Raw genomic sequence first — 20,612 nt, 5'->3', positions numbered from 1 at the left:
CCGAACGCGCAAGCGTTATACCGAACGGCTATTGATCGCTGATCTGCCCGATTTCGGTCAGCACGGCGCCGATTCGCGCGAGTGCGACACCCGTTGCCATGTGCCAGTGTGTGGTCGGCACCACATGACCGCGCACCGCACCCGTCACCGCATCCGCACAGGCCGATGCGCCGGTCATAACCAACCGCGCCGCGTCGCCTGTACGCCCGCCTGGAATCTGGTGCTCGCGCCGAGCCGCTCCAGCAGCCGCGCGGTGCGCCGCACCACGGTGCGCCGGGACATGCCGAGCCTGCGCGCGATGGTGTCGTCGGTGGCGCCGAGACCCATCAGCGTGAGGATCGCGCGATCGCGTTCGTCGAGCGCCTCCGCGGTGGGATTCACCGAAATCGGCGCGGCGAGCGACCACAGCACGTCGAAGGTCTTCACGAGCAGATCGAGAGCCGGCGAGCCGACGATGCGCAGACCCATCGGATCGGGGCGCCGCTCGTCGGCGTGCAGGACGAGGCTGGCGCGCTCGTCGTCGGCGATGATCAGTTTGAACGGCGGCTCGGGCAGCGTACGCGCCTGCGCGCCACTGGCATTCGTGGACAGCGCGTGGCGTAGTCGCTCCGCGTCCTGATAGATCGTGTCCTGGTACAGGGTTTGATACCGGATACCGTCGCCGATGCGGGATCGCTTGAGCAGGAACAGCTGTCGCTCGCGCTCCAGATCGCTCAGGTACGGCCCGCGTTCGACGACCTTGATGCTGGCGCGCGCCGCGGTCTGCATCTCCTCGAAATCGGCGAGCATTTCCAGCCGCTCGAAGACCGGCACCACCGCGCCGTTGCTGCGCGGCGAGCGGCGCACCGACCGGAAGGTCTCACTGAGTCGCGCTGCGGCCGAATGCATTTGATTGATCTCATGCTGCCTGCGCCTGGCTTCGGCCTCGGACAGCGATTCGGGCGCGTGCGCGTCCCATACGAATTCGCCGTCGGTGGTCGAAACCCGTACTGCCGCTTGCAGTTCGCAAAGCACGTCGAGGGACGCCGCGGCGGCCTCGGCCGAAACGCCCAGGTACTGCGCGATATCGGTCAGGCTCGACCGCGGATGATGCACCAGCACGGCGTAGGTGCGCCCGTGCGGTGATCCCTGCTCGAAAATATCGCCCAGCTCGGTCACCGCCTGAGCCTAACGACCGATAGGTGTCCCATGTGGCCGAGTTGTGTGCAGAATGTCCAGCCGGCCAGAAAATCTCTGTCCGGATGCCCGGTCAGTGCGCGGAAGGACCCCACTGCAGCGGCACGCCCTTGGCGGCAAGCCACGGCATCGGGTCGATCTTGTTACCCGCGCCGTCCCAGATCTCCAGGTGCAGGTGCGGCCCGGTCGAGTTGCCGCGGTTGCCGACGGTGGCGATGACATCGCCGCTGTTCACCCGCTGACCGGCCTGCACGAACATCTCGTTCACGTGGCCGTAGACCGCGGTGGTGCCGTCGTCCTGCAGTACCCGGACCCAGAGGCCGAAGCCGGAGGCCGGGCCCGCTTCGATCACGGTGCCATTGCTGACCGAGTGAATGGGGGCGCCGAGCTGATCGGCGAAATCGAGGCCGTAGTGGAATTCGCCCCAGCGGGAACCGAATCCGGAGCTGATCTCACCGGCGACCGGGCGCACCGCCGGTGCGGGCGGCGCGACCTGCTGCTGAATTCCCTTGAGCGCCTGCTCGGCCTGGGCCAGCGGGCCCGCGATCTCCGGCGGCAGGTTGGGAATGCCGAACGGTGCGGCGATCGGCGCGGCCACCGGAGTGGCGACGACCGGCGCCTCGGGCGCTTCCTCGACGACCGGGGCGGCGGCGGCCTTGGCCTCGGCGATATCGCCCACGTTGCCGGACAGCTTGATCGGGGCGATCGCGTCATCGGTGTGATGCGAACCCGGAAGCAGCGGTGCGGCATTGGCGATGGCCGGAACGAGCTGGGTGGCGGTGCCGATCAGTGCGCCGGTGGCGACCGCGACACCGGCCGCGATCTTCACGCGCTCGGCCGTGGCCGATTCGGCGCGGTGACGCTTCGGGCGGACCGTGACACCCGCGCCGACGAGACTCATGACGGTAACGGAACTGGGGCCTTCTCGGTGCTGCGGCAAAGCTTCGTCCTCGCGTCGTAACGGTCTGCTGGAGCCGGGCGATGTAACGATTCGGCATCCGTTGTGACGGGAACTCTACCCCGTCGTGACCATTCCGCAACCTTCTTCGAAAAAGGCCCAGGTAAGGACCATTACCATCGTCACATCCTGGACGTTGGACCTGTAATCATCGACGAATGATGCGTGACACTGAGGCCGTGCTACTCAACGAAATGCGCGTCCCGATCGTGCTGGCTCCGATGGCGGGCGGACCGTCCACTCCCGAACTGACCGCCGCCGTCACCGAGGCGGGCGGGCTCGGCCTGCTCGCCGCCGGCTACCTGAGCGCGGCCGACACCGCCGACCGGATCAAGGCCACCCGCGCGCTGACGACCGCGCCGTTCGGCGTGAACCTCTTCGTGCCGGGCCCCGCGACCCCGCCGGAGACGTTCGCCGCCTACCTCGCCGAACTGAGTGGCGAATTCACCGTCGGTGCACCGAAATTCGACACCGACGACTGGGACGCCAAGCTCGATCTGCTGGTCGCCGATCCGGTCGCGGTGGTCTCGTTCACCTTCGGCTGCCCCTCGGCCGCCGAGGTCGAGCGGCTGCACGCGGTCGGCTCCGAGGTCTGGGTGACCGTCACGAGCGCGGACGAGGCGCGCATCGCCGTCGCGGCGGGCGCCGATGTGCTGATCGCGCAGGGCGCGGAGGCGGGCGGGCATCGTGCGACCTTCGTCGACCGGGTCGCCGACGACGCGACCGATCCGCTCGGTCTGCTCGCCCTGCTGCAGGTGCTCACCGCCGCCGTCGACCGGCCGCTGGTGGCCACCGGCGGACTCACCACCGGCGCGGGCATCGCGGGTGCGCTCGCGGCGGGCGCGGCCGCCGTCCAACTCGGCACGGTGTTCCTGCGATGCCCGGAGGCGGGCACCAATGCGTTGCACCGCAACGCGATCGGCGACGCGACACCGACCATGCTCACCCGCGCGTTCACCGGCAGGCGCGCCCGCGGGCTGCGCAACCGGTTCATGACCGAGCACACGGCGACCGCACCCGCCGCATACCCCGAAATCCATTACGCGACAGCGCCGTTGCGCGCCGCCGCCCGCACCGAGGGCAATGCGGACGCGGTGAACCTGTGGGCGGGCCAAACCCACGAACTGGCGCGGGAGCTACCGGCGGGCGAACTGGTACGCACCTTGGCAACGGAGGCGAAAACCGCGCTGACCACTGCACTTTCGCGGCGAATCCAGGATTGTTGACAACGACTTTCGATTAGAATCGAGCTGCATCTCATCCCACGTCATGAGGAGAGCGCAATGTCCCTCGATGTTCCCGCCGCATTACTCGAACGTGCCGAACTAGGCGAGGTCGACGACGCCGATTTCGTCGAATGTGTTCGTACTTCGTTGCCCTACGCTTGGGAAGTCGTCAGCCGGGTGGCAGGCGATCTGCGCTCCGGCACCGCCGAATTCGCCGACAACGTCGTGCCGCCGCCGGATGAGGTCGCGCGCGGACAGCTGCTGCGCGCGATGGCCTCCGACGCCATCCGCGGCGGCCTCGAGCGCCACTTCGGCGTGAAGCTCGCCTTCCAGAACTGCCACCGGGTCGCGGCCTTCCCGCTGTCGGCCGTCGGCGGCGACACCTACGCCACGTTCATCGGCACCAGGGCCCAGCTGCTCAACCAGAGCCCAGAGCTGCGCAACTGCTGATCTAGATGGCATAACCCCGGCGCGGCAACGGATTTCGTGCCGCGCCGGGTACGCGTGTGATCAGCGCCCGATCGGCGTTCGATCAGGCCAGCGTGGTGACGGCCAGCTCGCCGTCGGCGTACTGGGCGCGCAGGCGCTTCTTGTCGAACTTGCCGACGCTGGTCTTCGGCACCTCCGCGATGAACGTCCACCGTTCCGGCAGTTGCCATTTCGCGACCTTGTCGGTCAGGAATTCGCGCAGCTCTTCGGGTTTCGCTTCCGCGCCATCGTGCAGCACGATCGCGACCAGCGGACGCTCGTCCCACTTCTCGTCCGGCACACCGATCACCGCCGCCTCGGCGACCGCGGGATGGCTCATCACGGCGTTCTCCAGATCCACCGAGGAGATCCACTCGCCGCCGGACTTGATCACATCCTTGGACCGGTCGACCAGGGTCAGATAGCCCTCGTGGGAAATCTTGCCGACATCACCGGTGCGCAGCCAGCCGTCGTCGAACTTGTCCGGATCGACCGCGGAGCCGTCCGGCGAGTAGTAGGAGCCGGTGATCCACGGCCCGCGCACTTCCACCTCGCCGAGCGACTCTCCGTCGTTCGGCACGATGCTGCCGTCGTCGGCGACCAGGCGCGCCTGCACACCGGCCGGGAAGCGGCCCTGCGTGATCCGATAGGCCCACTCGTCCTCGCCGGTCACCCCGGCGGGCGGATGCGCGACGCTGCCGAGCGGCGAGGTCTCGGTCATCCCCCAGGCGTGCAGCACGCGCACGCCGTGCTGTTCCTGGAACGCGCGCATCATCGACGGCGGCACCGCGGACCCGCCGACCACGACCGAGCGCAGGTGCGTGATGTCCTGCGGCTTCGCGGCCAGCGCGGCGAGCACGCCACCCCAAATGGTCGGGACGGCGGCGGCGAAGCTCGGCTTCTGCGCGGCCATGCACTCCAGCAGCGGGCCCGGCTGCAGGAACCGGTCCGGCATGAGCAGGCTCGCGCCCGCCATCAGCGCGGCGTAGGGCAAACCCCAGGCATTCGCGTGGAAGAGCGGCACGATGGCGAGGATGGTGTCGGTGCCGACCGGGCCGAGGCCGTTCGGCGAGCCGACCTGCATCGAGTGCAGCCAGTTCGAACGGTGCGAGTACACGACGCCCTTCGGGTCGCCGGTGGTGCCCGAGGTGTAGCACATGGCCGCGGCGGAGCGTTCGTCGATCACCGGGAAGTCGTAGGTATCCGACTGCGCGGCAAGCAATTCGGTGTAGGAGTGCACCTGCACGCCCTCGGGCGCGGTCAGCGCGGCGGCGTCGCCGTTGGCCACGATGACGTGGCGCACCGTCTTCAGGTTCGGCAGGTACTGGGCGAACATCGGCACCAGGCTGCCGTCCACGATGACGACCTGATCCTCGGCATGATTGGCCACGTAGACAAGCTGATCCGGGAACAGCCTGATGTTCAGCGCGTGCAGCACCGCACCCATGGCGGGCACGGCGATGTAGGCGACCAGGTGCTCGTTGTTGTTCCACATGAACGTGGCGACGCGATCACCGATCCCGATGCCCAACCCGCGCAGCGCATTCGCCAGCCGCGCCGATTCCTTGCCCATCTCGCGGTAGGTCATGGTGCGCACGCCGGTACCGGTCCAGGTGGACACGGTGGCATCGCCGACGAACGTCGATGCGTAGCGCAGCAACGTGGCGAGCGAAAGCTGCTCGTCCTGCATGGTGCTCAACATCGCCAAACTCCTTCTTCTACGGTGACTTTCGCTCAGAAAGCCAAATCTTGTGCGGACACCTTCGGTGTCTCCGCGGTGATGCCGTACAGCAGCCCGACCCACCGGATCAGCTCGGGATACAGAATCGGTTTGCCGCTGGTGAGCACGGCGACCGACAGCGCGCGCTCCGGATCCGCCCACGCGGCGTTGTTGGTGAAGCCGAGATGCCCGAAGGCGCGCCGCGTGTCGGGGCCGTAGAGGCTGACCACCCGGCCGCCGAGCATCGGGCCGTATCCGAAGCCGAAGTTCATGCCGAGGGACAGGTCGGGCTCGATCCGCGACTGCGGGACAAGTGCCGCCGCGATGGTCTCCGGCCGCATCACCCGGTGGCCGTCCAATTCACCGCCGCGGCGGAAGATCTCGTAGAACCGGGAGAACTCGCTCGCGGTGCTGACGATGTTCGCCGCCGGCGCGATGATGCTCAAATAGGCGGGGTCGTTGCCGTTTTCGACGGCCTCGGCGAACGGCACGCCGAGTAGTCGCTCCATCGCGGTGGACAGCGGCGGCAGCACCGGGAGCCCGGTGACGTAGTTCCGTGCCAGCAGGCCGAGATCTTCCCGTGCCACACCGTAATTGGTCCATCGGAAACGCAGGGGGCGCAGGATCTCCTCGTCGAGCACCGTGCGGATGTCCTTGCCGGTGACCCGGTGCACCACCTCGCCGAGGATGAAACCGCCCGACAGTGCGTGATAGGACTGGAACCGGCCAGGCGCCGTCGACGGATGCACCGCGCACAGGTTGCGCACCAACAGTTCCCGATCGGCGACGGCCTCGAGCCGCAGCGCCTCGCGCGGCAGTCCGGCGACCCCGGAACGATGCGAGAGTACCTGACCGATGGTGATGGATTCCTTACCGTGGCAACCGTATTCGGGGATGTAGCGGGCCACCGGGGCGTCCAGCTCCACCAGGCCGCGGTCGACGAGCTGATGGATGACGAAGGACGTCACGCCCTTGGCGGCCGAGTAGGTGACGAATGGCGTGCTCGTGGTGACGGGCACCTTGGGTGCGTCCGCGTCGTCGTCGGGGCCGTTGCCGCTGGCGTGACCGAGGGCGCGATCGAAGACCACCGCACCGTGCCTGCGGATACACACCTGGATCGCCGGGTGCACGCCGCTGCGGTAGACCAGCTGCATCCGCCGCCAGATCCGCTCCGCGTACTCGGCGGGCAGGCCCACTTCGCCGGGATCGACCTCCGCGCCGATGGTCGCGACGGACTCGATGTCCTCCGGGATCCGGCACTTGCGGACCAGGTCGGGGACCAGCGGCAGATTCCGTACGCGGGTGAGCATCCTTCAGCAACCACCGACCATGAGCCACATCACATCGGCGATGCTACCCAACGGTAGGGGGCCGCGACGCCGGGTGCCGGAATCTCGCAGTCGTCCGATGAGACGGCGAGCGCCCTCAGTAATCGCAGGTCAGGTTGGTTCCGATGCCGACTCGCCGTCGCACGACCGATCACGCGCGTTATGCCGTCGCCCCGTGCGTCGGATAGGCGTGCACCAACGCCGAGGTCAACTTGGGCACCGCATGCGTCAGGGCGTGCTCGGCGTCGTGCGCCAGATGATGTGCGTCTGCCAGCGAAATACTCGGCGGCACATCGAGTTCCACATCGGCGTGCAGCCGGTGCCCGATCCAGCGCATGCGCAGGCTGCGCACGCCGAGCACGCCAGGCTCCGCGGCCAGTGCCCGCTCGGCGGTGTGCACCAGCCCGGGATCGACGCCGTCCATCAGCCTGCGCAGCACGTCGCGTACCGCCGTCCACAACACCGCGAGGATCGCGACCGTGATCAGCAGCCCGACGATCGCATCGGCCAGTGGGAAGCCGAGCGCGACGCCCGCCGCGCCCGCCAGCACGGCCAGCGAGGCGAATCCATCGGTGCGCGCGTGCAGCCCGTCCGCGACCAGCGCCGCCGACCCGATCCGCCGACCGACCCGAATCCGATGCAGCGCCACCGTCTCGTTCCCGAGGAACCCGACCAGCCCCGCCGCCGCGACCAACCCGAGATGCTCGATCGGCACCGGCTCGACCAGCCTTAGCACCGCCTCGTACCCCGCGACCAGCGCCGACAACGCGATCATCCCGACAACGAACAACCCCGCCAGATCCTCGGCCCGCCCGAACCCGTAGGTATACCGCCGAGTCGCGGCCCGCCGCCCCAGCGCGAACGCGATCCACAGCGGCACCGCCGTCAACGCGTCGGAGAAGTTGTGAATCGTGTCCGCCGCCAACGCCACCGACCCCGACGCGACCACCACGACCACCTGCAGCGCCGCCGTAATCGCCAGCACCACCAGACTGATCTTCACCGCCCGAATCCCCACGGCACTGGCCTCCAACGCATCATCCACGCTGTCGGCGGCGTCATGACTGTGCGGCACAAAGATCTCCCGCAACACCCCGCGCAACCCACCCGGATGCTCATGGCCGTGCGAGTGCCGCGCACCACTCACATGGCGGTGCGCATGCCGCTCACCACCCGAATATTGGTGTGCGCGGTGATCGTCTGCGCCGCCCCCACGGGAAACGCCGTGTTCAGCAGTTCTTTTCGAGTGAGTCATTCGCCTGCCGCCTCGTGATGCCTGGCAATTTCGCGCACCCCCGCGTCACCTCGATGGTGCGCCGGCACGCCGGGACCGGCGTGCTCGGCGTTGTAGACCGCATCGAGCACCAATTGCCGAACGTGATCGTTCTCCAGGCTGTAGAAGATCGTCGTCCCCGCCCGCCGCGTCCGCACCAGCCGCGCCATCCGCAACTTCGCCAGATGCTGCGACACCGAGGTAGCCGGTTTCCCCACACAACCAGCCAGATCGTTCACCGAGAGCTCCCGATCCACCAGCGCCCACAACACCCGCACCCGCGTCGCATCGGCCAGCATCCGAAACACCTCGACAACCAGCCCCACCTGGTCCTCATCGAGCGCAGCAGGCATTCCCTGACTATCTGCATTCATACGCAGATAATAGAACAACACCCCCGCCATCCGATACCCCCACCAGCCCCAGCCGTCGAGCGCAGTCAAATGGCCCCTGTTCACGGCGTGTCGCAGGGCCATTCGACTGCGCTCGACGGATCTTCATCTCGAGAACGGCACCACAGCCAGATGACTCGGCCGGAAGCCCAGACATGCACCCGACTCGACTTCCAAGCGGGGACGGCACCCAACGCGCCCAGCACTGCCCAGGTAAACCCCTTGCCGCCGCGCCCTTTCAGGCAGCAACACACGAGGCGGCCAAGCCCGTACACAGCGCACCGTCGAGCGCAGTCAGATGGTGGCCGGTTACGGCGTGTCGCACCGCCATTCGACTGTGCTCGACAACCCTCACGGCGTGTCACACTGCGACACAACAGGGTTCAAGGTCACCGTGCCCGCGCAACGCAGCCACGGACAGGATGGGGTTGGGGATGGTGTGTGGGTGGGATGTGGTGGGCCAGAAGGAAGTTCATCATGGCGCGTTGGAGGGGGAGGCCGTGGCGAGATTGCATCAGGAGGCCGCCGCCTATGTGGTCCGGGCCGATGGGGGTGTGGAATTGGGCCAGTTCGCGGGTGGCGGTGCGATAGTGCTCGACGGTGGTGGGGACGGGGGTGGCGGTCGCGGTGATGGCGGTAGGGGTTTCGGGGAGGTCGGGGGCGCCGGCGCGACGGTTGGCGGCCAGCCACTGGAGGAGGTTGGTGCGGCCGATGGGGTACAGGCTGGTTTGGTCGGCCAGGTCCTGGAGGAAAAATGCGGGGATCGGGCGGGCGCGTGGGCCCATTGCCTCGATAATCGACACACCGCTCAGGTCGGCACCGAAAGTGTTGGGATTCAGGCCGTATGGGGCGCCCGCCATCGGCGCGATGGCCGCGAACAGGTCCGGATAGGTAGCGGCCATGACCGTCGACATGGCGCCGCCCGCGGAGTATCCGCCGACATAGACCCGGGATCGGTCGAGCCCGAATTCCGCGGCCAGCGAGCTCGCGAGGTCGGCGATGATCGACGGCTCCCCTTGTCCGCGTTGCTGATTCGCCGGATCGAACCAGTTCCAGCAATAGCGTTCGCTGGCCGATTCCGGCTGGATGGGGTACGCGAGCACGAAGCCGAGTTCGTCGGCGATCTCGGTCAGCGAGAATCCGGTGTCCGCCAGCTGCGCCCATGGATCGGTGCAACCGTGCAGGTAGATCATGAGCGGCTTACCCGCCGGATCACCCGGCGGCACATGCAGGAAGTACTGGCGGCTCCCCGCCGCGTTGCCGAATTCGCGCTCGCTGACCCGCGCGGCGTCGGCCCGGCCCGGCATCAGTGGCTGAACGCTCACGACAAGCACCGCCAGCATGACCACGACCAGCCGACCGGGCGAAATCCACCGCATCCGGCTCACGCTACGTGGCACGCGACCAGGCAACATCCACCTTGCGGCGTAACTGTTCCTGTGCCGGACGCCAGCACGCGGTAGAACTGGGGCATGCCTGTTGATCGGATGCTGCCAACGCCGGAGGCCCGGGACCTGATCGAGCTGACCCGCGATATCGCGGACAAGGTGCTCGAACCCCGGGTCGTCGAATGTGAGAAGACCGGGACCTTTCCGGACGGCGTCTTCCCCGCGCTCGGCGCGGCCGGGCTGCTGAGCCTGCCGTATCCGGAGGAGTTCGGCGGCGGCGCACAGCCGTACGAGGTGTATCTGCAGGTGCTCGAGGAGCTGGCCAGCCGGTGGGCCGCGGTCGCGGTGGCGGTGAGCGTGCACAGCCTGTCCTGCCACCCGCTGTTCACCTTCGGCACCGGCGAGCAGCAGGAGCGCTGGCTGGCGGACATGCTTTCCGGCGAAACCATCGGCGCCTACAGCCTTTCCGAGCCACACGCCGGTTCGGACGCGGCCGCGTTGCGCTGCCGTGCGACGAAAGTCGATGGCGGCTACCGGATCACCGGTGCGAAAGCATGGATCACCAACGGCGGCAAGGCCGATTTCTACACCCTGTTCGCCAGGACCGGCGAGGGCTCGCGCGGCATCTCCTGTTTCCTCGTCCCCCGCGACACCGAGGGCCTGAGCTTCGGCAAGCCGGAGGAGAAGATGGGCCTGCGCGGCATCCCGACCACCACCGCCGCCTACGACGACGCGTTCCTGCCCACCGAACGCCTGATCGGCGAAGAGGGACAGGGCCTTTCGATCGCCTTCAGCGCGCTCGACTCCGGCCGCCTCGGCATCGCCGCTGTCGCGACCGGCCTGGCCCAGCGCGCGCTCGACGACGCCGTCGCCTACGCCAAGGAGCGAGAAGCGTTCGGCCGCCACATCATCGACCATCAGGGCCTCGGCTTCCTGCTCGCCGATATGGCCGCCGCGGTCGATTCGGCCCGCGCCACCTATCTCGACGCCGCCCGCCGCCGCGATGCCGGACTCCCCTATTCGCGCCAGGCCAGCGTGGCGAAGCTGGTCGCCACCGACGCGGCCATGAAGGTCACCACCGACGCCGTCCAGGTCTTCGGCGGGTACGGCTACACCCAGGACTTCCCGGTCGAGCGCTACATGCGCGAGGCCAAGGTCATGCAGATCTTCGAGGGCACCAACCAGATCCAGCGTCTGGTCATCGCCAGGCAGCTGGCGGGCTAGGCATGGCCGAAAATGCCGATTTCTTGTCCCCCGATCTCTCCTGAGCTGGGGGTTCGCCACCCTAGAGTCGAGCCATGACATCGCCGTCCATCATCATCATCGGCGCCGGGTTCGCCGGTCTCGGCCTGGCGCTGGAACTGCGGCGCGCCGGGCTGGACAACTTCACCATCCTGGAGAAGGCTGCCGACCTCGGCGGCGTCTGGCGGGAGAACACCTATCCCGGCGCGGCGTGCGATGTGCCGTCTCCGCTGTACTCGTGGTCGTTCGAGCCGAAATCCGATTGGCCGCTGCGCTTTTCGGAGCAGGGCGCGATCCACGCCTACATGCGCGAGGTCGCCGGGAAGTACGACCTAGAGCGCTTCATCCGGTTCGGCACCGAGGTGACCGACGCCGAATTCGACGAGCGGACCGGGCGCTGGACCATCACCACCGCCGACGGCGGCAATCTGGTCGCCGACCTGCTCGTGCCCGCCGTCGGCCAGCTGTCCCGGCCCGCCATGCCGAACATCCCCGGCATCGACACCTTCACCGGCCCCGCCTTCCACTCCGCGGAATGGGACCACGACGTCGACCTGACCGGTAAGCGGATCGCCTGCATCGGCACGGGAGCCAGTGCGATCCAATACATTCCGCGCATCCAGCCCGAGGCCGCGCACCTGACGCTGTTCCAGCGCTCGGCCGCCTGGGTACTGCCCAAGCCCGATGTCGCCTACAGCGCCGCGCACCACGCGCTGTTCAAATACTTCCCGCCGAGCAGGCTCGCCGAGCGCTTCGCGGTCTGGTCGTTCTTCGAGGTCATGGCACTCGCGCTGACCGACATACCCGCCATCAAGACACCGGTGATCGCACTGGCCGATCGGCACCGCGCCAAGCAGATCGCCGACCCCGAATTGCTGCGCAAGCTGACCCCCGATTACGCGGCGGGCTGTAAGCGCGGCCTGTTCTCCAACGACTACTTCCCCGCGCTGACCCAGCCCAATGTCACCGTCGAGACCACCGCCATCGAGGCGATCACCCCGACCGGCGTCAGAACCGCCGACGGTGTCGAGCACCAGGTCGACGTGATCATCTACGGCACCGGCTTCAAAGGCACGGAATTCCTTGCGCCCATGAACATTTACGGCCTCGGCGGCCGCAAGCTCGCCGACGTCTGGGGCGACGAAGGGGCACGCGCCTACCTCGGGCTCTCGGTGCCGAACTTCCCGAACCTGTTCATGATGTACGGCCCGAACACCAACGTCGGCTCCGGCTCGATCATCTACATGCTCGAATCGCAGGCGCGCTACATCCGCCAGGTCGTCGAATACCTCACCGACCGCCCTGGCCGTTCGCTGGCCGCGCTCGACAGCGCCGAGCAGCGCTGGGACGCCTGGTTGCAGCACCGGCTGAAGGACACACCGTGGAACTTCTGCTCGAGCTGGTACCGCAACGCCGCGGGCCGGATCACCAACAACTGGCCCGGCGCCACCGTCCTCTACCGGTGGAAGACGAAGACGTTCCGGCCCGGCGATTACGAGCAGGCGCAGGCGACCCGGCCACTGTCGTCAGTGGGCTGAACGCTCGGCTTCCGAGGTCCCGGCCGCGACGCAACTAGTGTGGACACTGTTCGAGTCCCCCAAAGGGAAGAGGTGCGAGCAGTGTTGTGGCTATTGATCCTCGTGGTCGTCGCGGTAGTTGCCGGTTTCGTCGTCGTGCAGTCCAGGCAGCGCAAACAGCGCGCCGAGCTGACGCTCGCGGACGCGCTCGCGGACGCCAGGCAGGTCAACGAGCGGCTCGGCGGCCAGGTGTACAACCTCGCAGGCAGCAACGACGCGGCCAAGCAGGCGCTGGTCGACGCGTCCGAACGGCATCTCGCGGCGGGGTCGCAACTCGATCAGGCCCGCACCCCCGCGCAGGCGCGGCTGGCGAAGCAGACCGCGCTGGAGGGGCTGTATTACATCAGAGCGGCGCGCTCGGCGATGGGCATGGATCCCGGACCCGAAGTGCCCGCGCTCGACGGGCAGAACTCGGCCGGCAAGGTCAGCGAGGACCGCGTCATCGACTACGACGGCAGGCAGATCTCGGCCTCGCCGAACCCGTCGTCGGCCACACCGAACTACTACCCGGGCGGGCGGGTCGCGGGACGCCCGGTGCCCGCGGGCTGGTACTCCGAACCGTGGTGGAAGCCCGCACTGATCGGCGGCGCATGGGGACTCGGATCGGCGCTACTGTTCTCCTCACTGTTCGCTGGCATGAACGGGGTGAACTACGACGTGCAAGGTTTCGAGACCGGGTACGGCGACGGCTATCAGGACGGATTGAACGCCGCGGACAACGCGGGATACGACACCGGCGGCGACAACGCCTACGACCCGGGCTACGACAACAGCGGGTACGACGCCGGAAGTTACGACAGCGGCGGCTTCGACGGCGGCGGCTTCGACGGCGGCGGCGGTTTCGACGGCGGTTTCTAGCCCCCCACCCCCACGATGCGGCCCCCGAGCCCACCACCCGGTAGACTCCCCACCGTCCCGGTGGGCACCCAACGCCCACCAACGCCCTCGTAGCTCAGGGGATAGAGCACGGCTCTCCTAAAGCCGGTGTCGCAGGTTCGAATCCTGCCGAGGGCACAACAACTTTCGCGATTCACTCGGATTCCATGGTCAGTGTGTGGTCAGTGGCCGCCTCATGCTGACCACGCGCCGCCCGAGCCTGCACGTCCAGCTTGACCGCTACCTCCACCAGATCGCTGGGGAAGAACGCGGCGTAGTGCTTGAGCGTCGTGGCCGGAGATTCGTGGCCGAGCATCTTGGATACCGCCACCACGGACGCACCCGCCTGGATCGCCAGACTCGCCGCAGTATCGCGGAGATTGTGCGGGGTGATATCCAGCGCCAGCCGCTCCACTGCATCATCGAACACGTCGCGGCGGAAGTTGCGATTCCGAAGCGGGGTTTTGCGCTGCGACGGGAACACCAGGTCTCTCGTCCCGAGCTCTGCGACGTAGGGCGCCAACTCCTCCACAAGAACCGCAGCCAGCGGCACCGTCCGCGACTGATGTGTCTTGACCGGACCGATTTCCCCAGTTTCAGCTACCAGAGCCTTGGTGACCCGGACCGTCTGCCGTCCAAGGTCGAAATCTGACCGCAACAGCGCCGCCAGCTCACCCCACCGCAACCCCGCGTAGCCGCCCGTCAGGACCAACAGCCGATCGCGGTCACGCTCCCCCACCTCATCGGCCAAGCTCCACAGCTCCTCGTGGGTGAGCGAATGCGGCTCATTGCCATGGACAGTCGGCAGCTTGATGTCCTTGGTCGGATCCCGGTTGATCGCACCGTCTCGCATCGCGAACCGCACGATTTGCCGAAACACTCCACCAGCCGCCCGCGCAGTCGAATCGCTCTGCTCACGAGACAGCTTGCCGATCCATTCTTCGAACTCCGAGGGCCGAATACTCACCAGCGGACGACGACCGAAAGCGCCGTTGATCTGACTTGCTACCAGCCCCTTAACCTTGCGCTCAGTCGCAGCCCCCTTCTTCGATCGCGCCTTGAGCCAGGTTTCGCCCCAATGCTTCACCGACTGCGACCCGAGCGACGGATCCGCCCAAGTCCCCGACGCCAACTGTTCGTACTGGCGGCGCTCCCAGTCCTCAGCGACCTTCTTCCGGGCAAACGTCTGCCCCGCGACGTATTGGCCACGATGAAAAATCTTCACCCGGTAGGACTTCACACCAGTACCGGATACACGCGTCTGAATCGACATCAGGCAACCGCCCTTTCCCGCTGTTCGATGAGCCACGCCTCAACATCAGGCGCCGAGTACCGAAGCCGATTGCCGAGCAGGAACGCCCGCGGCCCCTTGCCTTCGATCCGCCACTTTCGGAGCACGGCCACCGAGACGGTCAGCCGCTCGGCCACCTGATCGATTCGCAGTAGTTCGCCCACTTCCCGAACCTCGACCGCAACAGCCCTTACCGGACTTCGCTGAACCATTTCCGCCACCTATCACTCACGCCGCGTCCTGAATTGCCGAAGCTTCTTGCGCCCCAGGTGGTTCAGCTGCCAGCCGAACTCTGAGGTATTCCGCGCGCCAGGCGGTACGTTTGGCGATCGCGCCCATGATCAGGTGTTCACGCAGTGGCCGGGACGTGTCGCCGGGCTCGACCGGTGTCACCTTCAGGTGTGAGGTGTCCGGCTTTTCGATCCCCGCGTCGGCGAGGAGTTGCCGAACAAATTCGGCGCGGTCGGCCTTGTGGTCGGGCAGGGTCTTGTTGCTCCACCGGCGGGAGACCAGCACGCGACGGCCGGGCAGGCCGAGGGTGTCTCGGCGGTGTGCTTTGCCTCTACACCGGCCGGGGACGGTCTTGTCGCTGGCGCCCTGGGGCACGATGCCGTATTCCAGCCACACCGCGCACCGGGGTGAGCAGGGCACGTGCTGGAGCTCGGCATGCAACCGGTCGTAGTGCTCGGCGGCGCGATCCGATTGCGGTTCAACGATTTCCGCGATGGACTTTACCAGGTACTTGGTGATGTAGCCGATGGTCCGGCCGGCCTTTTCGGTTCCGGCGAGTACGCCTTTGATGTGCTTGCGGTCCATCTGCTCGCCGAACCGCACCACGTGCGCCGGTTCCAGATCGTCGACCTGGTCCAGGATGTCGAGAGCGTCATCCCAGTAGGTCAATGCCTGCCCGGTGTCAGGGTCGACAAAGGTGCCCTTTTGGTGGTCCCAGATCGGCTGGAAATCGCCGCCGTACATACGGTTTTCGGGATCGAACCGCGGCGACCACACCTGGTGGTAGGTCGCTGCGGTCACGAGCTTGAGCAGCTCGCGGGAGATCGCACCGCGGATCAGGATGTGCAGGTGCGGGGCGCCGCGCTTCTGGGGTTCGACGGTGGCGAAGTACTGCACGTCCCGACCGACCGCGCGGCGCAGGTTCTGTATCCAGCGGTCGATCAGCTTGGAGAAGAACACGCAGTCGCGTGCTTGGGCCGGGTAGTCGTAGGTGTCCGGGTTCGCCGGGGAGCCGTCCGAGCACGGCAGCCCTTTGGCGTCGGTGGCGCCGTCGCGATTGATGCGCCCGTAGCCGGGCATGGTGAGCGTGACGAACATCGAGGGCTGGAACTTGCCCGCGAACACCGCGCCGACCGTGGTTTTGGTGACCTTGCGGCGTGGCAGGTTCGGCACGTCCTGACGGCGTCGGGTGGAGCGTCGGCGCCGATCCTTGGCTACGGCATCCAGGGCTGGGAGACGGCCACGCAGGCCGGTTTCTCGTAGCTCCCGATCCAGCTCGGTCACCAGGTCCCGGATCGCGTCGGCGAGCTCGTCATCACCTGCTTGATTCGCGGTGCGGTATTGGTCGGCGAGATCGGCTCTGGCGGTGAGTAGTTCGACCTGGGCTGTGGTTGGGTCCTGTTTGTCGGCGTCGGGTTCGGTGTTCATGTGCCAGCCTTCGCGGCATTGTGCGATCCGCAGCAGCCGGTTGGCCTTGGCACAGGCCGGGCACGCCGATTCGATCGTGGACTTGCACGGGGCGCCTTCGTAGGTGACGGTGCCGGTGCGCGGGTCTTCCACGCGCATCGGGATCGGCCGGCGGCACACGTCGTACTGTTCGGCGGCGGCCTGGGCGACCTCGTGCAGGTCGGGTAGGGCGCGGCGCTGAGCCGCGGTCGCTCCCATCTGGGGCTTGTCGGTGGTTTCGTTCATCAGGCAGCGCCCTTTCTCCAGCGAGGCGTGTCTATGCGGGGTACTGCGATGGGGTGGGCGAGTGAATCTGATTGGCGCATAACCAGTTCCATCACCCCGGGGGCGACGACGACGGCCCGGCAGTCCAGGGCGCCGAAGGTGTGCGCGATGCGTGAGACGCGGTTTTCGTAGTCCTCGGGGCAGTGGCCGGGCAGCATCTTGACCCGCAGCCGGTCGACGGCCTCAGCGATTTCGACACCCAGCAGTCGTGGAACGAATACCGCGTCGTCGCGAACGAGGGTCAGCCCGCATGCCTCGATCCGGCGATCCCATAGGCGCCGGTAGCGCCACCAGATCAGGAACCGGGTGCGTGCCCGCGAGGTGATCCACCGCTCGAAGGTCTCCGGGCTCCCTTGTCGCCAGAGCACCATCCCCGCGATGAACACCCCGACCACCGCGACACCGAACCGCCAATCCAGCCACACACCCACCGCAACCGCGGCGCCGATCGGGACCGAGATCATCGGGAACAGCAGCGCCCACCACACACTCACCGCGACTGTCTTCACGATTGCGACCACGACAGCGGTGGCGATCTTCTCGAACACCGCGTCGATCTCGGTTCTTGACTGTGTGCCGGTTGTTTTCGTCATGGTCGTTTCCCCTTCTCGGGTAGGTCGAAGGCGAGTTGGGTCGGTTGCTCACGCTCACCGATCCAGGTTCGCCACATATCACTGTCCGAATTGCGGTACACCACAACAACTTTCGAATGAGACGCACCGGCGTCGACCTTGCAGAGATAGATCATTGCGTCCGCAACTGTCCTGGCGTGGGGCAGAGGGCGGATGACTCGACCGACCATCACGCCCCACTGCACCCGGTTGTTCACGGTCACGCCGCCCAGTCCCCGTCATCGAGACCGTCGTCCCAGCCGGGAACATCGCCGGTTTCGGCGAGCAGGTGCACCGCGATGGAAATCGGGTCCATCCCAGCTCGTTCGAACTGGCAGCGCCGACGCGACCGGACATGGATCGCGGCGTCGATGTCCTCGCGATCGAACCGACGAGCAGTGTGGCGGGTGTTGGTGCGTGCGTTCATGATTGGGCCTCGATTTCGGGGATACCGCACTCTGTGCAGCTGCGAGAGCGGGTGAGTTTGCCCAGCGGCCACACCGTGGTCTGCCAGGTGTCGGGGTAGGTGTGTCCGTACTGAAGGCAATGCAGGGTGGCGATACAGCCGTCGCAGAGGATGCGGTCGCCGTCGTAGACCCACCCGACAGTTGCGGAGTGGGCGCTGAAGTAGGCGATGGCCTGGGCAATGGAGTGGAAACAGATGCTCTCGTTGTCTTTTTCGCTGTAGTGGTCTCCGCAGCCGTCGCAGTAGACGACGACGTGTTCTTCGATCACGAATCCCGCTTTCATCGCGGACCACCCTCTTGCGGGTTCGGCAGCCAGCGTCGGGGGTAGAGCTGACGTGGGTAGACAGTGGCGTAGAGGGCTACTTCGGTCGGGGAGAGACCGGAGTAGCTTTCGTCCTCTCGGATGTCGAACCCGATCTCGGCCAGCAGCTTCACGACCTCATCGACCTTGCTGCGCGACCCGTAAAGCCGCATATCCACCGCCGATGCGGGAATCGCACGCATGTTGTCGTTCATGCCGCCACCCCGCTCAGGCTGCCGTCGTCGTCGCCGAGGTCGTCGGGGTCGAAGTCGCTGTAATCGGTTGTCGGACCGGCGATTTCGGGTGCTGGTGAGTAGGCGTCGACGATGGCGTCTGCGGCAGTGTCGTCGACCCAGAACGCGCGGACCCGCACGAACTCGGTGCTGCCGTCCTCACCCACATACCCGACACCTGGTGTCTGGTCAGAGATTTCATGGCAGCGAGCGCCACGGTCCTTCGCGCCTTGGCCGTGGACCATGGCGTTTTGGGTCGGTTCGTCCAGGCGCAGGCCGATACGGACCGGGAACAGTTGCCGGTTGGGCATCGTCTCCTTGGACGGGTCCTGCAACGCCGCGACCACTGACACCGCCGCCGCGCGCCCCTTCGACAGGAGCAGCCCGGTCAGGCGCCGGAACTCCTCCTGTTCGTTGCGGTCGGCATAGGACGACAGCGCCGCGGCCTCATCGATGATGATCAGAATCAGCGGTTCATCGATGGTCGGGACCAGCTTGCGGATACCGGCCGCACGCATCCGCACCAGCCGCTCGTCCATGAGCTCCACGGCTTCGCGCAGCATCGCGAGAATGCTGGCGGTATCCACGGTGAACCGGACGAACAACCGGTTCTCACCACGCCCGAACTCCGCACCGCCTTTCGGGTCCGCCACCCAGACATCGACCAGGCCGGTTTTGATCGCCGGGCCGACCCCACGCAGGATCGACCACAGCACCGAGCCCTTGCCCGAGCCCATCGCACCGGCGAGAAGGATGTGGACGTAGAGGATTTTCAGCAGCCACAAGGCGCCGTACTCGGTGATCCCGACCGGGACCGCCTCCAGGTCCACCTCGTTGTGAACCGCTTTCGGCGACGTTGCCGGGGCGGCGAGGGTGTCGAACACTCTCACCTGGAGACGGACCCAGCTCGGCTCGGGTGACAGCGCTGTCACCTTCGGCACCTGGAAGTAGGTGGCGAACTGGGCCAGGATGTCGTCGTTGTTCCAGTCCTTGGGTTTCTGGCCGCCGAGCATCATCACGTCGATGTGCAGCCCGGATTCGTCGTAGTCGTAGCCGTCCACGTGCGGGAAGCCGTCGTTGCGTGAACCGAGTCCGAGGGCTTCGAACATCAGGTTGGTTTGCATCGGATCAGCCAGAATCGTGACCGCCGTGCGCAATTCGGCCGGCGCCTGCGCGGCGATGTCCTGCGCCGTGATCGGGCGGGCACCTGCTCCTGAATGCCGCATCCACCACATACCGGCCGCGCCGATGAACGCGCTACCAGCCACTACCAGCTCAGTTGCGACCATGTCACTGCCCTGCCTCAGCCTCGAGCAGAGCAACCAACGCGTCATCGCACTCTGAGCAATTACACCGATCACCGGTGACATCGCGGAACGGAATCGATGGCAGGTCAGCGCCTTCGAGGATGCGGCCCTCATTGACCGCCGCCGCCAGCAACTGCGCCAGCTCTGCCACCGCATCCAGGTTCATGACCAGCAACGGCATCCTGCCGCCCGCGTGATGCCCACCCAGGGTCAGCCACACCAACCCCGCATGCTCACCCTCGGTCACGTACCGGACACCAGGCGAACCATGACCACTCACACGGGTATCTGCAAGCTCGAACGACACATGACGCTGCGGAACCGACGACACCCAGTAGCCCTCGGCCCGGACCATCTCACTCGACGACATCACTGAACCCCCTGAGCCGCAAGGGAGGTCGCGCAGAACATGACGCATCCGTCCGGCCGGGCCGGAGTCCGGGGAATCTCTCCCGCCGACTCACGCCCCACGGTGAGCAGCAGCGCCGCGGGCAGAACCACCATCACTGCCAGTACGAACACCGCGACCCATCCCGGGCGCCTCAGAGCGATGGTGATCATGACGCCACCGCCTTCACCAGATCGACCCGAGCGGATTGCTGATCGGCGATCGCATCGGCGATACCCGCATCGAGCAGCCCGCGCAGCGCCACGGCTTGGGACAGGTCGAGCTGCATGAAGCAGCTGGTGCCGAACCTCACGAACACTTTCTTGCCGTAGAAGTGGACCTCGAACGAGACGGCATGCGCCGCCATGCTCACCAGCACGTCATCGTTTCGGCCGGTTCTATGGACCGGGTAGTACCTGTTGGACATG

At 66.8% G+C, this 20,612-nt stretch carries 24 protein-coding genes and 1 tRNA gene; 6 read left to right on the top strand and 19 right to left on the bottom strand.

All coding sequences use genetic code 11. The features are described from left to right. Positions 1-28 precede the first annotated feature (28 nt). From ACIG5A_RS17335 to ACIG5A_RS17325, 3 genes are all read right to left on the bottom strand, one after another. Positions 29-178 carry a hypothetical protein gene (locus ACIG5A_RS17335; protein ID WP_397241202.1) on the bottom strand — a complete coding sequence of 50 codons (150 nt, stop codon included), beginning with the start codon at positions 176-178 and terminating at the stop codon, positions 29-31. After that, positions 175-1,158: a DNA-binding response regulator gene (locus ACIG5A_RS17330; protein WP_397241201.1), complete on the bottom strand. Its 984-nt coding sequence runs from the start codon at positions 1,156-1,158 to the stop codon at positions 175-177. The genes ACIG5A_RS17335 and ACIG5A_RS17330 overlap by 4 nt, the downstream gene beginning before the upstream one ends. A gap of 91 nt (positions 1,159-1,249) precedes the next feature. Next, a complete protein-coding gene (locus ACIG5A_RS17325; RefSeq protein ID WP_397241200.1) occupies positions 1,250-2,077 on the bottom strand; it encodes a M23 family metallopeptidase in 828 nt (275 codons plus the stop codon). A gap of 218 nt (positions 2,078-2,295) precedes the next feature. Here ACIG5A_RS17325 and ACIG5A_RS17320 point away from each other — a divergent pair, with 218 nt between their 5' ends. Both ACIG5A_RS17320 and ACIG5A_RS17315 read left to right on the top strand, forming a co-directional pair. Next, on the top strand, positions 2,296-3,360 hold the full coding sequence (locus tag ACIG5A_RS17320) for a nitronate monooxygenase (protein ID WP_397241834.1): 1,065 nt from the start codon (positions 2,296-2,298) through the stop codon (positions 3,358-3,360). A gap of 57 nt (positions 3,361-3,417) precedes the next feature. Next, a complete protein-coding gene (locus ACIG5A_RS17315) occupies positions 3,418-3,810 on the top strand; it encodes an SCO5389 family protein (RefSeq protein ID WP_397241199.1) in 393 nt (130 codons plus the stop codon). 82 nt (positions 3,811-3,892) lie between these two features. On the opposite strand, the gene ACIG5A_RS17310 is transcribed toward ACIG5A_RS17315, so the two are convergent. From ACIG5A_RS17310 to ACIG5A_RS17290, 5 genes are all read right to left on the bottom strand, one after another. Beyond that, on the bottom strand, positions 3,893-5,530 hold the full coding sequence (locus tag ACIG5A_RS17310; RefSeq protein WP_397241198.1) for a long-chain fatty acid--CoA ligase: 1,638 nt from the start codon (positions 5,528-5,530) through the stop codon (positions 3,893-3,895). Between the two features lie 32 nt (positions 5,531-5,562). Then, positions 5,563-6,858, bottom strand: coding sequence for a serine hydrolase domain-containing protein (locus ACIG5A_RS17305; protein WP_397241197.1), 1,296 nt, complete (start codon positions 6,856-6,858; stop codon positions 5,563-5,565). A 178-nt stretch (positions 6,859-7,036) separates the two neighbouring features. After that, on the bottom strand, positions 7,037-8,131 hold the full coding sequence (locus ACIG5A_RS17300; protein WP_397241196.1) for a cation diffusion facilitator family transporter: 1,095 nt from the start codon (positions 8,129-8,131) through the stop codon (positions 7,037-7,039). Continuing rightward, positions 8,128-8,523: an ArsR/SmtB family transcription factor gene (locus ACIG5A_RS17295; protein ID WP_397241832.1), complete on the bottom strand. Its 396-nt coding sequence runs from the start codon at positions 8,521-8,523 to the stop codon at positions 8,128-8,130. The genes ACIG5A_RS17300 and ACIG5A_RS17295 overlap by 4 nt, the downstream gene beginning before the upstream one ends. 407 nt (positions 8,524-8,930) lie before the next feature. Then, the gene (locus ACIG5A_RS17290) at positions 8,931-9,920 is read right to left on the bottom strand and encodes an alpha/beta hydrolase family esterase (protein WP_397241195.1); all 990 of its coding nucleotides are present in this window, start codon (positions 9,918-9,920) and stop codon (positions 8,931-8,933) included. Between the two features lie 93 nt (positions 9,921-10,013). Here ACIG5A_RS17290 and ACIG5A_RS17285 point away from each other — a divergent pair, with 93 nt between their 5' ends. From ACIG5A_RS17285 to ACIG5A_RS17270, 4 genes are all read left to right on the top strand, one after another. Then, the gene (locus tag ACIG5A_RS17285; RefSeq protein ID WP_397241194.1) at positions 10,014-11,153 is read left to right on the top strand and encodes an acyl-CoA dehydrogenase family protein; all 1,140 of its coding nucleotides are present in this window, start codon (positions 10,014-10,016) and stop codon (positions 11,151-11,153) included. A gap of 74 nt (positions 11,154-11,227) precedes the next feature. Beyond that, a complete protein-coding gene (locus tag ACIG5A_RS17280) occupies positions 11,228-12,709 on the top strand; it encodes a flavin-containing monooxygenase (RefSeq protein WP_397241193.1) in 1,482 nt (493 codons plus the stop codon). Positions 12,710-12,781: 72 nt separating this feature from the next. Continuing rightward, positions 12,782-13,606, top strand: a complete 825-nt coding sequence (locus ACIG5A_RS17275; RefSeq protein ID WP_397241192.1) for a DUF1542 domain-containing protein — start codon at positions 12,782-12,784, stop codon at positions 13,604-13,606. A gap of 83 nt (positions 13,607-13,689) precedes the next feature. After that, positions 13,690-13,762 (top strand) — tRNA-Arg (locus tag ACIG5A_RS17270). 16 nt (positions 13,763-13,778) lie between these two features. On the opposite strand, the gene ACIG5A_RS17265 is transcribed toward ACIG5A_RS17270, so the two are convergent. The 11 genes from ACIG5A_RS17265 to ACIG5A_RS17215 all read right to left on the bottom strand — a co-directional run bounded on the left by ACIG5A_RS17265 (position 13,779) and on the right by ACIG5A_RS17215 (position 20,611). Continuing rightward, entirely contained in the window at positions 13,779-14,897 is a 1,119-nt protein-coding gene (locus ACIG5A_RS17265) for a tyrosine-type recombinase/integrase (RefSeq protein ID WP_397241191.1), read from the bottom strand. Continuing rightward, positions 14,897-15,079, bottom strand: coding sequence for a helix-turn-helix transcriptional regulator (locus tag ACIG5A_RS17260; protein WP_397241190.1), 183 nt, complete (start codon positions 15,077-15,079; stop codon positions 14,897-14,899). Before ACIG5A_RS17260 ends, ACIG5A_RS17265 begins: the two co-directional genes overlap by 1 nt. Positions 15,080-15,143: 64 nt before the next feature. Then, the gene (locus ACIG5A_RS17255) at positions 15,144-16,838 is read right to left on the bottom strand and encodes a replication initiator (protein WP_397241189.1); all 1,695 of its coding nucleotides are present in this window, start codon (positions 16,836-16,838) and stop codon (positions 15,144-15,146) included. Next, a complete protein-coding gene (locus ACIG5A_RS17250; protein WP_397241188.1) occupies positions 16,838-17,470 on the bottom strand; it encodes a hypothetical protein in 633 nt (210 codons plus the stop codon). Before ACIG5A_RS17250 ends, ACIG5A_RS17255 begins: the two co-directional genes overlap by 1 nt. Next, a complete protein-coding gene (locus tag ACIG5A_RS17245) occupies positions 17,467-17,712 on the bottom strand; it encodes a hypothetical protein (protein WP_397241187.1) in 246 nt (81 codons plus the stop codon). Before ACIG5A_RS17245 ends, ACIG5A_RS17250 begins: the two co-directional genes overlap by 4 nt. Before the next feature lie 199 nt (positions 17,713-17,911). Then, complete coding sequence (locus ACIG5A_RS17240) at positions 17,912-18,238, bottom strand: hypothetical protein (protein ID WP_397241186.1); 327 nt, start codon at positions 18,236-18,238, stop codon at positions 17,912-17,914. Beyond that, positions 18,235-18,471 (bottom strand): hypothetical protein, encoded by a 237-nt coding sequence (locus ACIG5A_RS17235; protein WP_397241185.1) that lies wholly within the window; start codon positions 18,469-18,471, stop codon positions 18,235-18,237. The genes ACIG5A_RS17240 and ACIG5A_RS17235 overlap by 4 nt, the downstream gene beginning before the upstream one ends. Continuing rightward, on the bottom strand, positions 18,468-19,778 hold the full coding sequence (locus tag ACIG5A_RS17230; RefSeq protein WP_397241184.1) for an FtsK/SpoIIIE domain-containing protein: 1,311 nt from the start codon (positions 19,776-19,778) through the stop codon (positions 18,468-18,470). The genes ACIG5A_RS17235 and ACIG5A_RS17230 overlap by 4 nt, the downstream gene beginning before the upstream one ends. A gap of 1 nt (position 19,779) precedes the next feature. Continuing rightward, positions 19,780-20,166, bottom strand: coding sequence for a hypothetical protein (locus tag ACIG5A_RS17225; RefSeq protein ID WP_397241183.1), 387 nt, complete (start codon positions 20,164-20,166; stop codon positions 19,780-19,782). Next, positions 20,166-20,357, bottom strand: coding sequence for a hypothetical protein (locus ACIG5A_RS17220; RefSeq protein ID WP_397241182.1), 192 nt, complete (start codon positions 20,355-20,357; stop codon positions 20,166-20,168). The genes ACIG5A_RS17225 and ACIG5A_RS17220 overlap by 1 nt, the downstream gene beginning before the upstream one ends. Continuing rightward, the gene (locus tag ACIG5A_RS17215; protein ID WP_397241181.1) at positions 20,354-20,611 is read right to left on the bottom strand and encodes a hypothetical protein; all 258 of its coding nucleotides are present in this window, start codon (positions 20,609-20,611) and stop codon (positions 20,354-20,356) included. The genes ACIG5A_RS17220 and ACIG5A_RS17215 overlap by 4 nt, the downstream gene beginning before the upstream one ends. Position 20,612 lies beyond the last annotated feature (1 nt).

This window comes from Nocardia sp. NPDC052566 (assembly GCF_044547285.1).
Lineage (GTDB): Bacteria > Actinomycetota > Actinomycetes > Mycobacteriales > Mycobacteriaceae > Nocardia.
Note: the sequence above shows the minus strand (reverse complement) of the source record. Positions and strands in the feature narration are given on the sequence as shown.

Bases quoted from the DNA above. Each gene is read 5' to 3' on its own strand.
- ACIG5A_RS17230 (WP_397241184.1), bottom strand. From the start codon at position 19,778: ATGGTCGCAACTGAGCTGGTAGTGGCTGGTAGCGCGTTCATCGGCGCG.
- ACIG5A_RS17320 (WP_397241834.1), top strand. From the start codon at position 2,296: ATGCGTGACACTGAGGCCGTGCTACTCAACGAAATGCGCGTCCCGATC.
- ACIG5A_RS17225 (WP_397241183.1), bottom strand. From the start codon at position 20,166: ATGTCGTCGAGTGAGATGGTCCGGGCCGAGGGCTACTGGGTGTCGTCG.
- ACIG5A_RS17255 (WP_397241189.1), bottom strand. From the start codon at position 16,838: ATGAACGAAACCACCGACAAGCCCCAGATGGGAGCGACCGCGGCTCAG.
- ACIG5A_RS17305 (WP_397241197.1), bottom strand. From the start codon at position 6,858: ATGCTCACCCGCGTACGGAATCTGCCGCTGGTCCCCGACCTGGTCCGC.
- ACIG5A_RS17290 (WP_397241195.1), bottom strand. From the start codon at position 9,920: ATGCGGTGGATTTCGCCCGGTCGGCTGGTCGTGGTCATGCTGGCGGTG.
- ACIG5A_RS17300 (WP_397241196.1), bottom strand. From the start codon at position 8,131: ATGACTCACTCGAAAAGAACTGCTGAACACGGCGTTTCCCGTGGGGGC.
- ACIG5A_RS17335 (WP_397241202.1), bottom strand. From the start codon at position 178: ATGACCGGCGCATCGGCCTGTGCGGATGCGGTGACGGGTGCGGTGCGC.
- ACIG5A_RS17250 (WP_397241188.1), bottom strand. From the start codon at position 17,470: ATGACGAAAACAACCGGCACACAGTCAAGAACCGAGATCGACGCGGTG.
- ACIG5A_RS17285 (WP_397241194.1), top strand. From the start codon at position 10,014: ATGCCTGTTGATCGGATGCTGCCAACGCCGGAGGCCCGGGACCTGATC.
- ACIG5A_RS17215 (WP_397241181.1), bottom strand. From the start codon at position 20,611: ATGTCCAACAGGTACTACCCGGTCCATAGAACCGGCCGAAACGATGAC.
- ACIG5A_RS17265 (WP_397241191.1), bottom strand. From the start codon at position 14,897: ATGTCGATTCAGACGCGTGTATCCGGTACTGGTGTGAAGTCCTACCGG.
- ACIG5A_RS17220 (WP_397241182.1), bottom strand. From the start codon at position 20,357: ATGATCACCATCGCTCTGAGGCGCCCGGGATGGGTCGCGGTGTTCGTA.
- ACIG5A_RS17325 (WP_397241200.1), bottom strand. From the start codon at position 2,077: ATGAGTCTCGTCGGCGCGGGTGTCACGGTCCGCCCGAAGCGTCACCGC.
- ACIG5A_RS17315 (WP_397241199.1), top strand. From the start codon at position 3,418: ATGTCCCTCGATGTTCCCGCCGCATTACTCGAACGTGCCGAACTAGGC.
- ACIG5A_RS17295 (WP_397241832.1), bottom strand. From the start codon at position 8,523: ATGAATGCAGATAGTCAGGGAATGCCTGCTGCGCTCGATGAGGACCAG.
- ACIG5A_RS17280 (WP_397241193.1), top strand. From the start codon at position 11,228: ATGACATCGCCGTCCATCATCATCATCGGCGCCGGGTTCGCCGGTCTC.
- ACIG5A_RS17240 (WP_397241186.1), bottom strand. From the start codon at position 18,238: ATGAAAGCGGGATTCGTGATCGAAGAACACGTCGTCGTCTACTGCGAC.
- ACIG5A_RS17310 (WP_397241198.1), bottom strand. From the start codon at position 5,530: ATGTTGAGCACCATGCAGGACGAGCAGCTTTCGCTCGCCACGTTGCTG.
- ACIG5A_RS17235 (WP_397241185.1), bottom strand. From the start codon at position 18,471: ATGAACGACAACATGCGTGCGATTCCCGCATCGGCGGTGGATATGCGG.